Here is a 15,235-nt window from a genome sequence, read left to right as displayed (position 1 = left end):
ACATACTTTCTTATTCTAATAAAAAACCCAATCTCAATGAGACTGGGTTTAGACAAAATATAATTCATCACGTTCAGACGTATTCAAAAAGCCTGTCAGCCAGATAAATCGGTCGATAGATGCAGGGAAATCGATCAATCACCGAAACTGGGTTTATCCTTTCTTCGACAACTGTAAGGCCCGTTTAATGCTCTTAATGGAATTGGCGTTATCATACATGAGCACGCCTCCTCGATACACGCGAGCTCCAAATACGGCAAGCACTCCAATTGTGACTAGGAGTAACACGATACTGATGGCAACTTCCCAAAATGGTACTTCGAGCATTCCAATACGTAGAAACATTAACATTGGAGTGAAAAACGGTATAAAGGATGTCACCTTTACAAAAGCTGCTTCTGGATTACTAAGTCCAAACATTGCCAGCATGAAACCTACCACAACAAGCATCGTCATCGGTGTGATCGTAGGCTGTAGATCTTCAATTCTGCTCACCATGGATCCAAGAAAAGCTGCCAGTGTAGCAAATAGGAAATAACCTAAAAGCGAAAATAAGATGGCATAAAGGATGGTGGACAATGATGTTTCACCAAAGCCAAAGAACGAGAAAAACCCACCTTCCATGTCGGCCAGATTGTTTTTGATTGAAGTGTACCCTACCCCCAGAAACAAAGCCATTTGTGTCAGGCTTAAAAGGGCTATGCCGAGGATTTTCGCAAACATCTGTTGAATGGGTGGTATGCTTGAAATTAAAATTTCCATTACACGGGAAGTTTTCTCCGTCGCAACCTCCATAGCAATCATGTTGGCATACATAATAACCCCAAAATAAATAACAAATAGAAGAATATACACCAATCCTCTTGCTTGATTCAGCTCTTCTTCTGTTTTGGCACTAGCCTCAAGTGCCTTATTCTCAAAAGAGGCTGGTTCATATAAAGAAGCAATCTGCTCTTTGGTAAGATTTAATTTTTGCGTAACTAACATACTTTTCATCTGAGTCAAAGTGGAAGAAAGCATGCTGCTGGTCATACTGTCTGATATGGAATTCGATTTATAGATTCCAGCTGGCATCCCTTTCTCGTCTTTCTCAATAACGAGATAGCCTTTAAGCTGTTCGTCCGCTATCATTTCCTTCCCTTCATCCTCATTTGTGATTTTCTTTAACGTAAAATCACTTTCTTGAGATTGAAATTGGGCTGAAAACATGTCATAGAATTCGCCGGACTGATCTAGGACCCCGATCGTTTTTTGTTCCTCTTTTTCAAAAACGTCAACAATTTTGTTCAAATTGGTAATCCCGAGTACGATGATCAGCATGACAACCGTGGAAATGATAAATGATTTCGTTTTCACCTTGGAAAAGTATGTATGAAAAAGAACAATCCAAAATTTACTCATAGGAAGCACCCACTTTTTCTATAAAAATATCATTCAAGGAAGGCTCTTCAAGCTCAAACTTTCTAACAAATCCTTTCATAACCAGTTCCTTTTGAATTTTCTCCGCAATGTGTTCTCCTGTAATTTGAAGATGCATGCCTTCTGTCGTTTTTTTATATCGAGTAACTCCCTCATAATCTCCCAAAAAATCAAGGTCAAAATCGGCATGAACGATCAAATTTTTCTTACCGAAAGATCTCTTGATATCTTTTAATTTCCCATGGACGACGGGTCTGCCCTTGTGCATGATACACAAATGCTCACAAAGCTCTTCCACATGCTCCATCCGGTGACTGGAAAACACGATCGTGGATCCGTCATTCTTTAAGTCAAGGACGGCTTCTTTCAGCATCTCAACATTGACCGGATCTAATCCACTGAAAGGTTCATCCAAAATGAGCAGCTTCGGTTTATGAATGACAGAGGCAATAAATTGGATTTTTTGCTGATTCCCTTTCGAAAGCTCCTCTACCCTTTTATTTTTATATTCAGGAATTTTGAATCTTTCAAGCCAGTAATCCAATTCTTTAAGCGCACTAGCTTTTTTCATTCCTCTTAATCTAGCCAGATACACAATCTGCTCGCTAACCTTTAGCTTCGGGTACAAGCCCCTTTCTTCAGGAAGATACCCAATAAGATGGCTCGTTGAATAATCAATCGGCTTCCCGTTCCAAGTAATGGTTCCTTCAGAAGGATCCAATAAGCCTAAAATCATTCGAAAGGTTGTTGTCTTACCAGCACCGTTTGCACCTAAGAAACCGAACATTTCATTTTCTGGTATTGAAAATTTAATAGAATCAACAGCAGTAAAGCTGCCGAATCTTTTCGTAACATGATCAATGACTAATGCCATTCCTCTTCCCCCTTTTTCTCTAGTACGAGTGAACACATAAAAAGTTTCAGTTTAATAGAATTATTTTCCAATATTATATTTTAATTAATGTAAATACAATGATCAATCCATTACTTCTCTTCAAAAATCTTTACAATCTGTCAATTATTATGCAAAAATAGTAGAAAGTATGTGAATATTTTAAAAAATACTCTTGCACTAAACTGTTTTAGAAACCACTATTCATACAAACAAATATCTAAAAAGCAGGTGAAAAAATTGAAAACGTATAAACTTACAGCCTTTGATGCTTCTGGAGAAAAATTATTAGATGAAGCATTTCAAGCAGAGAATGACCAGATGGCAAAAGAAAAAGGAGAAAAGCTGTTACGAGAAAAGGATCTAATTGAAAGAACTCACCGGTGTACATCTTCAAGCGGGAAACTCATTTTATTTCATCCATGAACATAGTGAGAGCGACTAAAATGTGTAGGATTTCATGATCCTAGCAACATTGTAGTCGCCCTTTTTATTTACCGAATTTACATTCCTTTGAATTTAGGCTTTCTTTTTTCAACGAACGCTTGAACGCCTTCAAGATGATCTTTTGTTTGACGCATTTTAAGTTGACTATATTTTTCTAATTCGAGAATTTTTTGTAAATTAGGTCTGTTAATATCCGCTAATATTTTTTTGGACTTAATCATAGCTTGGATTGGACTATTTAACCATGCATCTATTTTATTCTGGACAACCTCTTCAAGATTTCCATCAGCAATCTGATCGATTAGTTGTTTTTCCAGTGCTTCCTGTGCAGTCATCACTTTTCCTTCCCAAATCAATTCCTTCGCCTTCACTTCACCAAGACGTCTTTCTACAAAAAAGTGACCGCCGCCATCTGGAATTAACCCGATACCGATAAAATTCATCGCAATCTTTGCATGATGATCCGCAACAATAAAATCCGATGCAAGCGCAAGGCTTAGTCCCAGACCTGCTGCAGCTCCCTGAATAGCGCATATCGTTAGCTTCGGAATGGAATATAAAGTAAGGGCAATTTCATTAATGTAATCCATGATGGTAAAAAAATCTTTTTCTACATTCATGCTAAGCATCATCTTGATATCGCCGCCAGAAGAAAACGCTTTCCCTTTTCCTTTTAAAATAATAATTTGGACGTCATCGTCAATCGTCAATTCTTTTAGTTTACATGCTAACAACTGCAATGCTTCCGTATTTAACGCATTCAAGCTTTCCGGTCTGTTTAACTCTACAATGGCTACTCGATCTTTCTTTTCAACAAGAACAGAAGTAGCCAAGGACATCGAATCAATTCCCACAAAATTACCTCCCCAAGTTCATATATCTATATTATAAAGGGTAACGAGAATGATTGTCATAAAGTTTTTAAAAAAGTAAGAATTTTGTAACAATACTTCTCCGTCAATAGAAGGAAAAATTTTTCTTCTGTTGAAAAAAGAAAAAGGCGGAATCATTGAAATTCAAGCCTATAATCAACATAATGAAGTCATCATTATCATCAAAGATAACGGAAAGGGAATATCTAAAAACCAGATTTCAAAGTTAAGCGCTCTTTTTTATTCAACTAAAGAAAAAGGAACAGGAGTTGGCTTAACCATTTCCTTTCAGATTGTTGAATCCATGAAGGGAAAAGTAAAGGTAGAGAGCCAGGTTGGAAAAGGCACCACTTTCACGATTACATTTCCTTCCCTATCCGTTTGTTCATCGGAGGACATTTAAGGTATATGTATCGTCCCTTAAACAAAAAGGGCTCGTCCAAAAGTAAAATAAACTTTTGGACGAGCCCTTTTTTATTAGCTGTTTTCATAAAGTTTGTTGCTTTTTTAGTGTAAATTACCTTTAAGCCTTTAATGAAGAAAAAGATCATTCAAAATGTTGATTTTCTTTTCTGTGTATTCCTGATAGCTGTCATTATATGATTTAGGATCCTTTGGATTGGCAAAATGCGTAATTTGTCCTGTTTTCGGATGGATGAACTTGCTTGACGCACCGCAGCCTAAACCAATGATGGACTGCATTTCTTCCATAATGATAATATTATAGATGCTTTCCTGACCCGGTATGGAGTAACCGACATTTTCAAGATTTCCTAAAATGTTTTTCTGGCGGTACAAATAATAAGGAACATATCCATGGCTCTCTGTCCATTCTTCTGCCATATGCATCATTTTTTCAACTTCTTCACGAGAAGCTACTTTGTATTTATTTTTATTCTTTGTCATTTCTGAAGCTCGTTTAAAAGAAAGAGTATGGACCGTTAGAGACTCAGGCATTAGCTTTTCTGTTTCATCTAAAGTATGCTTGAATTCTTTCGTTCCTTCACCTGGAAGTCCAATAATAAGATCCATATTGATATTGGTCATACCCATTTCCCTGGCCAAATGATATTTCTCAATGGTTTCTTCCACTGTGTGGTGGCGTCCAATCGCTTTCAACGTTTCTTGAATGTAAGATTGCGGGTTGACGCTAATTCTGTCAATGTTCCACTTTTTCAAAACCTCTAATTTTTCTGGAGTGATTGTATCAGGTCTCCCAGCCTCAACTGTTATTTCCCGAATATTTTCAACATTCGGGAATGATTCGTACATTTCTTCATAAAGCATATCCATTTCTTCTGCAGTGATGCTCGTTGGCGTGCCTCCACCGTAATAAACAGATGTAATTTTGATACCACGTTCTTTCAGCCATTTGCCTATTTCGCGCATTTCAAAATGAAGTCCTCCAAGGAAAGAATTTACAGAACCTTGGCGACCATTAATAGCGTATGCAGGAAATGTACAATAAGCACATTTGGTCGGACAGAAAGGAATGCCTATATAAATGCTAACTTCATTTCGAAGGTCATATAAATCCGGTATAACAGCAAGCTGGCGCTCCACGATTTTTTGCATCAGCTCGATTTTCTCACGGGATATCATATAAGATTTTTCTAGCATGCGGTGCGCTTCTTCTCTTGACATTCCTTCCTGTATGGCTTTATGCATGAGCTTTGTCGGTCTTACTCCAGTTAAAATGCCCCATTTTTGCACGATCCCTGTGTATTCCTGCAATACGTTTAGGTACGCAAAAGAAATAGCTGTTTTGATTTGTTTGAAATACTCTTTTTCCGTTTGATAAGGTTCTACTTCCTTCCTATAGGAGAAAGAAACCTCTTTTTTACTTTCCCTTTCTATCAAACGGGCGGAAATATGAATGAGGCTTTCTTCTATGTTTAAATCAAAATGTACAGATATATCCTTTGAGTCAGAAGGAGAAAGACTCACTTCAGACTCTTCGTAAAATAGATTGGTTATTAGCTGAAGAGGTCGCTGAAAACGCTCGTCAGTTAAACCTTGTATGTCAATGCGCAATGTAATCACCTGTCATTTTATTCATAGTGTACCGTGTCATTGTAACAAAAATGCTTCTACTAGTGTACAAAATCGCTTCTACAAGGTCAACATAGAGGAAATTGGAAAAGCGGTTAGCGCCTGTTTAGCTCTTGAATTGAATAAACAATTAAAAAAAAAAAGCTTCCCTTTCCATCAGGAAGCTTTTAGTACCTTATTTAGTCCTTTAAAACATTCATCTTTATTAAAAACTCAATTGGCTGTTGTTTGCGGAAAAATTCCTTGAGCATATAAGCTACACCGTTGTCATTATTACAGCGGGTAATCCAGTCTGCTGCATTTTTCACTTCTGGAGCAGCATTTCCCATTGCGACACCTAGACCAGACCCTGCGATCATCTCGAGATCATCTAGACCATCTCCAATCGAGACGATCTCAGATTTCTTCACGTTATAATGATCTGCTAAATAAAGAACCCCTTTCCATTTAGAGACACCGTTAGGTACAATAGTAAGCTTACACTCATTCAGTTCGGTAATGCGTACTTCCGGAAACATGTTTTGTAAAACGAGCAAGGCATCGTTTTTCTCTTTTTCAGATTGAAAGATCAGATCTATTTTAGAAGGAGTGCTTGGATTTTCTTCTATATACTCGCATAACGAGTCCACAAATTTATGGGTATATATGTTTTGTTCGTTCTCGTTCATGACAGACTTACTAATTAGATTTTCCGGAAGGTCTACCCGATTTCCAAGCAAATAATCTTCATGAATAAGACGAATGTGGCAATTCATTTTTTCCAGCAATGTAACAAGCTCTAGTGTTAGTGCCTCCTGAAAGCTTGCGAAAAAAAGCGGCTTTTGAATGGTTGTCCCTACAAAAGCGCCTTGCATGGCTACCATCATTGGATTGATTTTCAGTGCTTTTGCCACTTTTTTGGTAGAAAGATAGTTGCGTGACGTAACAAGTGCGACATGTACACCTTTTTCATGAACGTATTGGATCGCTTCCTTTGTCACTTTATTTAATCGGCCATTTGATTGCAGCAAAGTACCGTCAACATTGACAGCTAGCAGTTTATAAACCATGCTGATCTCCCCTATCTGTTGTGTCCTATTTTATTTTTATGTGGTGAAAGACTGACCTAGAACAGGGGATCACTGAATGTGCGTGAAATACACTTTGTCTACATACTAAAGCCAAGGTATGCATTTTCTACATCCTTGGCTTTCATATTACAGCTGCATTGGCCCGTAAAGCTCCTCAAGCGGCTTCATGATGATTCTGTTTAATTCCGCGATTAGCATGCTCATGCGCTGCTCGGCTTCCATTAATTTAGAAATCGTTGGGTGCTGCTGAACAAGTGCAACTGTTTTTTGGGCTTGTTCTACTTCTTCTTGTGTAATTTCCTGACCCATCATTTGCTTTTGTTGTAGCTGTAATTGCAAATCACGGAAATGTTGAAACATCTGATTTGCTGATTCGTCCGCATTGACTTGATCATAAAGCTTTTTTAATTGATTATATTCGTTGCTTTGGCGAATAGCCTTTTCCATTTCATAAGAAACATCATATACATTTACACTCATTTTACTGCCTCCTTTTCATTTACCTATCCACTATAACAAACATAGGAATAAATTACATCCTTATACGAATAAAACAACGATTCCTTGAAAGAATCCTATTATTCCGCCAAGTAGCGCACCTAAATAAGTAATCATTTTTAGTTCGCTACTTGTAATGGATAATACCATCTCTTCCAAACGATTCACCGAGAAAGATTCGACTTGGTTTCTAACGATTTCCTGAAGATGTAGCTTCTCCATAATCGTATGAATGTGGTTGATCATATATTCGGATAGATAAGAAAGAATAGCAGGTACTCCTTTTTCCACAATTGCTTCCTCAAAACTACCAAACAATTCAACGACGGATTTTTGAAAATAAGGTGTAATATGAACATTTTCCTTCACTTTTGTTTCAATGAAGGCTTTTACGTTTTCTTCGCCAACCAGCTCTAGAATTTTCTCGAGCTCCCACTCTTTCACTTTATTCCATTCCTTGCCGATTAATTCAGATAACAACAGATTTGTGCCCGGCTGACTCAGAAACTTTATGATTTCAGGCTGAATCTTATCAACTAGACGCATGTTGCCGACAAACATCTGAATCATATTCCAAAGCATCCCTTTATCCCGAAAAAAGTCATTGAGCATCGTATCTAACTTGCTTGTCCCTTCGCTGCTACTAAAATAAGTCTTTGCTTCTTCCAAAATATAAGCGGATATTTTTGTGATTGCTTGTTCTGCCTTTTCGAGGGTCGTTGGGGTAAGCAACTCTTCCACTTTTCTTGTTTTATTCTTGTTCATCCATTCCGTTATCTCAAAAACAATGAGGTCTTGAACTTTTCTTTCTGCTTTCTCATCAACATCGGTAAATCCCATTTTTTTCAATAACGACCCTATCGTTTGATGAGAATGTAACAAACTCCTTGTCTGAGCTTGAATCCAGTTCTTTATGTCATTCCTAAAAGCTTCATGTAAAAATTTCTGCTGAATGCTCTCAGGGGTCAAAAGATGCTCTACAACCATATTCCCAAGCTGTTCCGCTAGCTCACTTCTACGTTTCGGAATTAAACCTGGTGTAAACGGCATCCTTTTACCAAAAATATAAACGGGTTGATACGGTCTAAAAAGCATTTTAATGGCGAGAAAATTCGTAAATCCTCCAATGATTGCTCCAATGATCACCATGAATGCTATTTTAAGTAAAATTTCCATACTTTTCTCCCTCTTTTTCACCTGTAACTCCATTAGATTCCATTTCCCTATTATATTAGCTGTGATCCTACTAAGCAAACAACATGAAGGTTCTTGAGAGGGGAGGTTCTAGAAGATAATCACATATAACACAAAAGCCCAAATTTTTTTCAAATACTACTCCTTTCCCCCAAAATAAAAAAGACCTAAAAGCAACTTGCCCAATTAAGCAAGAGTACTTTGGTCATTGAACATTTATTTAGCGTAATGATCCTAAAATGGTCGAAAATCTTGTTGCATGCTCCATTTCATCTGTCATAGCGACAAACAATGGATAATAAGCTTGTTGAATCGGAATTTCAAAAAGCATATCCCTGTAAAATTCTGCAGCCTCTAACTCGTCTTTCAACGCGAATACAATAGCTTCCTCAAATGAGTTATATTGAACTTCCCGAACTTTTGGCTCATAGTATTTACCTGTTATTAGACGGTATACATATTGAAATGATTCATAATGCTTTTTCTCATCATCTCGAGCATGTTCAATAAATTCTTTATAAAGTGGATTTGATGTCTGTGTTGCAAGCTTCCCATAAAACTGGTAGGCTGTTGACTCATCATCCATCGCCTTTTGCAGCTTTTCAATAAATGTCATTGTTCGCTCCCCTTTTTTTATGAATGGATCAATTGGCAATCAAGTCATGATTTAGACATAGTCAGCATTTCTTTGTCTGAGAATAAGGCCACAACTTCCACTTTCCCATCAATGAGACAAGCCAATCGACAACTTTTTTGATCATTCCATCTCTATGAGAAAAAAGTGGAACTTATTCTTTTATTCAAAAAATTTATTTGTTACACTACAAACAGCTTATTTAGGGGAGGAAACCAAATGATTACTCATTTTCAATATCAAAATCTATATGTAGATCGTAGCCTGCCCGGGTGGAAACTATCCTTTTTTTACAAAAAAGCCCGTTATACAGCAATCTATCATCCAGACGGTAAAATTGAATGGACCGGGATCATGCCGTCTGAACAGGATAAAAAAGATCTATCGAGCCAGATTCATGAGCTCATGCTTTTCCATGTATATGACTAGAAATGCGGAAAGTGCCTGCTCTAAATGCCAAAAATCCTCAATCCCATTAAAGGGATGAGGATTTTTTAGCGGCTTTTTACAATCATATTTACTGCTTCTTGAATGGCTTCTTCTGCATTTTGGCCATTTGCTTCTGCTTCTCGGATGCAGGCTTCTAAATTTTTGGCTACGATGTAACCTATTGCGCGATCAACTGCAGAACGAACAGCGGAAAGCTGAGTCACAACTTCTTTACAATGTTTTCCCTCGTCCATCATTTTCAGGATCCCCCGTATCTGTCCCTCCATACGACGCAATCGATTCCTCATCTCTTGAGAGTAATCCATACTATCACCTCACACATACGTTACCCCCTATTGTATTCAAACTATACGTATTTTTCAAAGGAAATTTAAGAAGCTTGACCTACCTTCATTTTTACCAGACACTATAATAAAAGTAAAAACCATTGTGAGGGGTTTAGAGTGTTAAAAAAAATCCAAAAAAAATACCATGGCTGTTTAACAAGTAAAACAGAAACGGATCATCCTGAACATTATTTATGGATTCATGATGAAAACAAAAACACGCTTGGCATTCCAAAAAGTCAATTGACCGTTCAAGAAATAGAACTGCTCCTAACGCTTTTTCCTAATAACATAAATGACTTTATTCAAAAAGAGCAACAAAAAAAATGGTTGGATTTTTTAACAAAACGAACAGCTTCCTCTCCTATAACATCATGGAAAAGGGTAAGGTTTTTTTATTTTACTGTTTCAACTGTACAATTTTCCCAGGTGGAATTCGAGGTAGCCATTTCCTCTTTTTTTAATGAAAATACCATTGTTATTTGGGAATCTCAAAAATCTGGATTTGTTTTGGATGGATCAGAAGATGAAGTTGAACCGATTACTTTACAGGAGCTCAAAACTACATTAGAAAGTGATTTTTATGCGAAAGTTCGACTGTATATAGGGAAAAGGCGTACGATTGATCCCACATTACCTGACCATTTTATGAATGAAAAGACTTGCTTTCAGATTGGGCTTGAATACCTTAACGATCGACATATTCTCCAGCTCAAGACTATTTTTCCTTATCTTCTTCTTCAAAAGGCAAACGTAGATAAAAATTGGTTAACAGAACAGCTGCTACAAACAACAAGTGACGATAAGGAGCTCATTAGAACGGTTAAAACGTATATAGAATGTAATTCAAATGCCACGTTAACTGCCAAAAAGCTCTTTATACATCGAAACAGTCTACAATACAGGATCGACAAATTTATTGAAGCCACTTCACTCGATATTAAAAACTTTCATGATGCCATGGTTGCTTATCTTGCCATTCAAATGAACGAAAAAATGTAACATGTACAAAGTGCATAAAAAAAACGCTTTCATTTTTGTGCACCATGAACATACCAAATTTCTTCATCATTTTATAAACTTGCATTATGAACCATGAAAACGTTTCCAAATAATGTGGAGGTAAGGAAAATGGCAGAACTAAAATTAGAACACATTTATAAGATTTATGATAATAAAGTAACGGCTGTAGAAGATTTCAACCTACATATTGCCGACAAAGAATTTATCGTACTTGTCGGTCCATCAGGATGCGGTAAATCGACAACGCTTCGTATGATTGCAGGTCTTGAAGAAATCTCAAAGGGTGATTTTTATATCGACGGAAAAAGAGTGAATGATACGCCTCCAAAAGACCGCGACATCGCAATGGTTTTTCAGAACTATGCTCTTTATCCACATATGACAGTATATGACAATATGGCATTTGGGCTTAAACTAAGAAAAATGCCTAAAGACGAAATTGATCGTCGTGTAAAGGATGCTGCTAAAATTCTTGGCCTTGAACCGTATTTGGATCGAAAGCCAAAAGCTCTTTCCGGCGGTCAACGTCAGCGTGTTGCTCTTGGTCGTGCAATAGTTCGTGATGCAAAAGTATTCCTTATGGATGAACCGTTATCTAACCTAGATGCAAAGCTGCGTGTGCAAATGCGCGCAGAGATTGCAAAGCTTCATAAGCGTCTTGGTACTACAACTATTTACGTTACGCATGACCAAACGGAAGCTATGACGATGGCCACACGTCTTGTTGTTATGAAAGATGGCGTGATTCAGCAAGTTGGAGCTCCGAAAGAAGTGTATGAAAAGCCTGAGAATGTTTTCGTTGGTGGTTTCATCGGTTCCCCTGCTATGAACTTTCTGCACGGAACACTTGAGGATGGAGTGTTCAAAATTGGTGATGTAAAAATTGCTGTTCCTGAAGGAAAAATGAAAGTCCTACGTGATCAAGGGTATGTCGGAAAAGAAATCATCCTAGGTATCCGTCCTGAAGATTTCCATGATGAGCCTGTGTTCATTGAATCTTCACCTGGAACAAAGATCACCGCTCATATTGATGTTGCTGAATTAATGGGTTCTGAATTTATGCTTTATTCAACAATCGCAGACCAAGATTTTGTTGCAAGAGTAGATGCACGTACAATCGTAAAGCCTGGCGATCACCTTGATCTAGCGCTTGATATGAACAAAGCACACTTCTTTGATAAGACAACAGAAAAACGTATTCGCCCTGCAAATGAAAAATAATACATTTCCCTTGAGAGGGGATTTGACTTTTGACCTCGATCTGCGCCACGCATCACGTTGCACGTCATGCGTGGCGCAAGATGCTTAGGGAAGCTATTACGAGGATGAAAACTGGCTAGGCGCTGTTGATAGACGGGGTTCGGGACAAAGAATGTATAGTCTGGGGCTGACATTTTATTCAGCCTATTTATTCTTGTATAACCACGTTTTTATCTGTTTGACAGTCGTTACAATGAAATAAGTGGATACAATAATGCTTCTCCAAGGAGTTAGGATCGCCATCCACCATTTTACAAATGTCTATGTCTAAATATGGACTATAATCATCCAGATAATCAGTAGACTTCCCATTATCCTCCATTTTCTTTCCACACTTCTCACAAAAAATTTTTACTTCCCGAAAACCATTGCAAAGCGGGCACATGGACATCTATTTCACCTCCGCTTTTATAGGATGGGTTTTACAAATAAAATCATGCATTAGCTCATCCAAAAATTACTAAGCAATAATAGAATATATTTTTGTTTAAGAAACATACTAGAATTACACCACCACTCTTATAAATGGGTTAAGCCAATTGTTAGGGCGAGTAGACTAACTGAATCACTTGACAAAATTCCCTTTACAAAGACGATGAGACAAGTAAGAGAAAGTTGTCTACCTCTCTGCTGGTGTAACTCCAGCTAACCCAACCATAAAAAAATCTGAGGAGATGAAAAACATGACCAATCAAACATCCAGAAATTCCTCAAATCAATTATTGACTGCTGGTGCACAGGCTGCTATCAACCAAATGAAGTACGAAATCGCTACTGAATTTGGCGTAACACTGGGACCAGATGCGACTTCTCGCGCTAATGGATCTGTTGGTGGAGAAATCACAAAGAGATTAGTTCAAATGGCTGAACAACAGCTTGGCGGCTATTCTAAGTAATGCAAAACCCCTTTAATCTAAGCAAATAATTGAATAACATGGCTTAGCCCCCTCCATTTAGGTGGAGGGGGCTTCAATTTTTATGTATGGTTTACAAAGATCTATCTAAATTCACCATATTCTTAGGTACAATCCAGGCATCATACTCTTCTTCACTAACATAGTTCAACTCCAATGCTGCCTCTTTCAATGTTATATTTTTCTTAAAGGCAAGCTTTGCAATTTCAGCTGCCCTTTCATAGCCGATATAAGAATTTAATGCAGTTACAAGCATTAATGAACGTTGAACGTTTTCTTCAATTTTCCCTTTAACAATTTCTAAACCCCTTAAACATTTTTCTGCAAATGAATTCATACCATCTGACAAGAGCTCGACTGACTGAAGGTAATTATAAATAATAACTGGCTTGAACACGTTCAATTGAAAATTCCCTTGACTAGCTGCAAATGAGATCGTCATGTCGTTTCCGAAAATCTGAGCTACAACCATTGTCAACGCTTCGCTTTGTGTAGGATTTACTTTCCCCGGCATGATCGAGCTCCCAGGTTCATTGGCAGGTATACTCAGTTCACCAATTCCGCATCTTGGACCGCTTGAAAGCCAGCGTATATCGTTTGCAATTTTCATTAAGTCTGCTGCCAATGCTTTTAATGTACCATGGCTATGCACGATTTCATCATGACTGGTCAACGCTTGAAATTTATTAGGGCTACTTCTGAAAGGGTATTTCGTTTCTTCTGCAATAAAGGACGAAACCTTCTCACCAAAATCTTTATGAGCGTTAATGCCTGTGCCGACTGCTGTTCCACCGATGGCAAGATCTAATAAATAGTCAGAGCTTTCAAAAATCATTTTTTGATCCTTTTCTAACATCGCTCTCCATCCGCTGATTTCTTGCCCAACTGTCAAAGGGGTCGCATCCTGTAAATGGGTCCTTCCTATTTTCACTACATCCATGAATTTTGCTTCTTTTTCTTTTAGGATTTCAATGAAACTACTAATTGCAGGAACTAATTTCTCATGAACACCCTTGTATGCAGCTATGTGCATGCTCGTAGGGAAAGTGTCATTTGAGCTTTGTCCTTTGTTTACGTCATCATTTGGATGAAGTTTTTCAGATGATCCCTTTTTTCTCAAAAGCTCGTTTCCTTTATTGGCAATGACTTCATTTACATTCATATTCGTTTGGGTGCCGCTGCCCGTTTGCCATACGGAAAGAGGGAATTGGTCATTCAGTTCCCCTTTTAGAATTAAGTCACAAACTTCCACGATTGCCTCGGTTTTTTCCTCTGATAAAAGTCCCAACTCCTGATTCGCTTTTGCTGCACATTTTTTTAAAAGAGCATATGCATAAATAAGCTCCAATGGCATTTTTTCTTGACCGATTTTAAAATTTCTTTTGCTTCTTTCCGTTTGGGCTCCCCAATACTTATCAGCAGGAACCTCGATTTCACCAATGGAATCTTTTTCAATTCTTGTCTTCATACATTTCATCCTCCTTCTATTACTGTTATTCCCATGTAAAAGAATTATTAACTGATTTCCTCTGACGACCGATATATTCGGCTTAATGACCGATATATTCCCACTAACGACCGATATATTCTCGCTGACGACCGATATATTCGGCTTAACGACCGATATATTCCCACTAACGACCGATATATTCCCACTAACGACCGATATATTCCCACTAACGACCGATATATTCTCGCTGACGACCGATATATTCCCACTGACGACCGATATATTCAGTCTACGTAAGAATCCCTCAGTTTTTAGGAATAATCCCACTCTATTTAAAAGAAATAGAATCTGTTTCTAGATGCACTTGACTCCCGCAAGCCATGATTTCACAAAAAAGCTGCCTACGAAAGTAGACAGCTTTTTTGGGATAAAATATATTTCACGTGAATTCAGACTAATGTCTGAAACAGCCTATTCTTGGGCATTAAACAAAGTATATCCAACATAAAATAATAGTGTCATAACACTGGCAATCGCTAATGTTACAGAATACTCTTCCATTCCATAATCCCCCTATGTATTTTCCAATGATTTGTATCTCACTTTAAATTACCACGATTAGACGTCCTTCAAAGAAGGAAAAACAAAACTTTTTATGACAAGACAGTGAACATTTTATGAACTTTTTTAAACTCTTAGTACCAATATTTATACCGTCCTCAGCAAAACACGGC

General features: G+C 37.7%; 17 protein-coding genes. 6 read left to right on the top strand and 11 right to left on the bottom strand.

Annotation, left to right across the window (positions count from 1 at the left end):
• Positions 1 to 153: 153 nt before the first annotated feature.
• Together GD441_RS05470 and GD441_RS05465 are read right to left on the bottom strand one after the other, a co-directional pair.
• Entirely contained in the window at positions 154 to 1,401 is a 1,248-nt protein-coding gene (locus tag GD441_RS05470; RefSeq protein ID WP_153124534.1) for an ABC transporter permease, read from the bottom strand.
• Positions 1,394 to 2,293, bottom strand: coding sequence for an ABC transporter ATP-binding protein (locus tag GD441_RS05465; RefSeq protein ID WP_153124532.1), 900 nt, complete (start codon positions 2,291 to 2,293; stop codon positions 1,394 to 1,396). Before GD441_RS05465 ends, GD441_RS05470 begins: the two co-directional genes overlap by 8 nt.
• 258 nt (positions 2,294 to 2,551) lie before the next feature.
• On the opposite strand from GD441_RS05465, the gene GD441_RS05460 reads away from it, so the two are divergent.
• Positions 2,552 to 2,737 (top strand): YhzD family protein, encoded by a 186-nt coding sequence (locus tag GD441_RS05460; RefSeq protein ID WP_153124530.1) that lies wholly within the window; start codon positions 2,552 to 2,554, stop codon positions 2,735 to 2,737.
• 77 nt (positions 2,738 to 2,814) lie between these two features.
• Here GD441_RS05460 and GD441_RS05455 read toward each other — a convergent pair whose 3' ends face one another.
• On the bottom strand, positions 2,815 to 3,597 hold the full coding sequence (locus GD441_RS05455; RefSeq protein WP_153124572.1) for an enoyl-CoA hydratase: 783 nt from the start codon (positions 3,595 to 3,597) through the stop codon (positions 2,815 to 2,817).
• A 145-nt stretch (positions 3,598 to 3,742) separates the two neighbouring features.
• Here GD441_RS05455 and GD441_RS05450 point away from each other — a divergent pair, with 145 nt between their 5' ends.
• Positions 3,743 to 4,033, top strand: a complete 291-nt coding sequence (locus GD441_RS05450; protein WP_225434136.1) for a sensor histidine kinase — start codon at positions 3,743 to 3,745, stop codon at positions 4,031 to 4,033.
• A gap of 128 nt (positions 4,034 to 4,161) precedes the next feature.
• On the opposite strand, the gene GD441_RS05445 is transcribed toward GD441_RS05450, so the two are convergent.
• From GD441_RS05445 to GD441_RS05425, 5 genes are all read right to left on the bottom strand, one after another.
• A complete protein-coding gene (locus GD441_RS05445) occupies positions 4,162 to 5,673 on the bottom strand; it encodes a coproporphyrinogen III oxidase (RefSeq protein WP_420849650.1) in 1,512 nt (503 codons plus the stop codon).
• 188 nt (positions 5,674 to 5,861) lie between these two features.
• Positions 5,862 to 6,731 carry an HAD family hydrolase gene (locus GD441_RS05440; protein ID WP_153124524.1) on the bottom strand — a complete coding sequence of 290 codons (870 nt, stop codon included), beginning with the start codon at positions 6,729 to 6,731 and terminating at the stop codon, positions 5,862 to 5,864.
• Between the two features lie 147 nt (positions 6,732 to 6,878).
• Positions 6,879 to 7,232 (bottom strand): YlbF/YmcA family competence regulator, encoded by a 354-nt coding sequence (locus tag GD441_RS05435; protein WP_153124522.1) that lies wholly within the window; start codon positions 7,230 to 7,232, stop codon positions 6,879 to 6,881.
• 60 nt (positions 7,233 to 7,292) lie between these two features.
• Positions 7,293 to 8,426, bottom strand: coding sequence for a DUF445 domain-containing protein (locus GD441_RS05430; RefSeq protein ID WP_191992102.1), 1,134 nt, complete (start codon positions 8,424 to 8,426; stop codon positions 7,293 to 7,295).
• A gap of 238 nt (positions 8,427 to 8,664) precedes the next feature.
• Complete coding sequence (locus tag GD441_RS05425; RefSeq protein WP_153124518.1) at positions 8,665 to 9,060, bottom strand: ferritin family protein; 396 nt, start codon at positions 9,058 to 9,060, stop codon at positions 8,665 to 8,667.
• A gap of 237 nt (positions 9,061 to 9,297) precedes the next feature.
• Here GD441_RS05425 and GD441_RS05420 point away from each other — a divergent pair, with 237 nt between their 5' ends.
• Positions 9,298 to 9,507: a YheE family protein gene (locus tag GD441_RS05420; RefSeq protein ID WP_153124516.1), complete on the top strand. Its 210-nt coding sequence runs from the start codon at positions 9,298 to 9,300 to the stop codon at positions 9,505 to 9,507.
• A gap of 65 nt (positions 9,508 to 9,572) precedes the next feature.
• On the opposite strand, the gene GD441_RS05415 is transcribed toward GD441_RS05420, so the two are convergent.
• The gene (locus tag GD441_RS05415) at positions 9,573 to 9,833 is read right to left on the bottom strand and encodes a metal-sensitive transcriptional regulator (protein WP_153124514.1); all 261 of its coding nucleotides are present in this window, start codon (positions 9,831 to 9,833) and stop codon (positions 9,573 to 9,575) included.
• A 138-nt stretch (positions 9,834 to 9,971) separates the two neighbouring features.
• On the opposite strand from GD441_RS05415, the gene GD441_RS05410 reads away from it, so the two are divergent.
• From GD441_RS05410 to GD441_RS05395, 3 genes are all read left to right on the top strand, one after another.
• Entirely contained in the window at positions 9,972 to 10,856 is an 885-nt protein-coding gene (locus tag GD441_RS05410; RefSeq protein ID WP_153124512.1) for a PucR family transcriptional regulator, read from the top strand.
• A gap of 129 nt (positions 10,857 to 10,985) precedes the next feature.
• Positions 10,986 to 12,098, top strand: a complete 1,113-nt coding sequence (locus GD441_RS05405; RefSeq protein ID WP_153124510.1) for an ABC transporter ATP-binding protein — start codon at positions 10,986 to 10,988, stop codon at positions 12,096 to 12,098.
• Between the two features lie 722 nt (positions 12,099 to 12,820).
• Complete coding sequence (locus GD441_RS05395; RefSeq protein WP_153124506.1) at positions 12,821 to 13,033, top strand: alpha/beta-type small acid-soluble spore protein; 213 nt, start codon at positions 12,821 to 12,823, stop codon at positions 13,031 to 13,033.
• A gap of 91 nt (positions 13,034 to 13,124) precedes the next feature.
• Here GD441_RS05395 and fumC read toward each other — a convergent pair whose 3' ends face one another.
• On the bottom strand, positions 13,125 to 14,519 hold the full coding sequence (gene fumC / locus GD441_RS05390) for a class II fumarate hydratase (protein ID WP_153124504.1): 1,395 nt from the start codon (positions 14,517 to 14,519) through the stop codon (positions 13,125 to 13,127).
• Between the two features lie 47 nt (positions 14,520 to 14,566).
• Positions 14,567 to 14,770, bottom strand: coding sequence for a hypothetical protein (locus tag GD441_RS05385; RefSeq protein WP_153124502.1), 204 nt, complete (start codon positions 14,768 to 14,770; stop codon positions 14,567 to 14,569).
• Positions 14,771 to 15,235: the final 465 nt, after the last annotated feature.

It is taken from the genome of Peribacillus tepidiphilus (assembly GCF_009466385.1).
Taxonomy (GTDB): Bacteria; Bacillota; Bacilli; order Bacillales; family DSM-1321; genus Bacillus_BN; species Bacillus_BN tepidiphilus.
The sequence above is the reverse complement of the archived record's forward strand: the minus strand, read 5'-3'. Positions and strand labels throughout refer to the sequence as shown.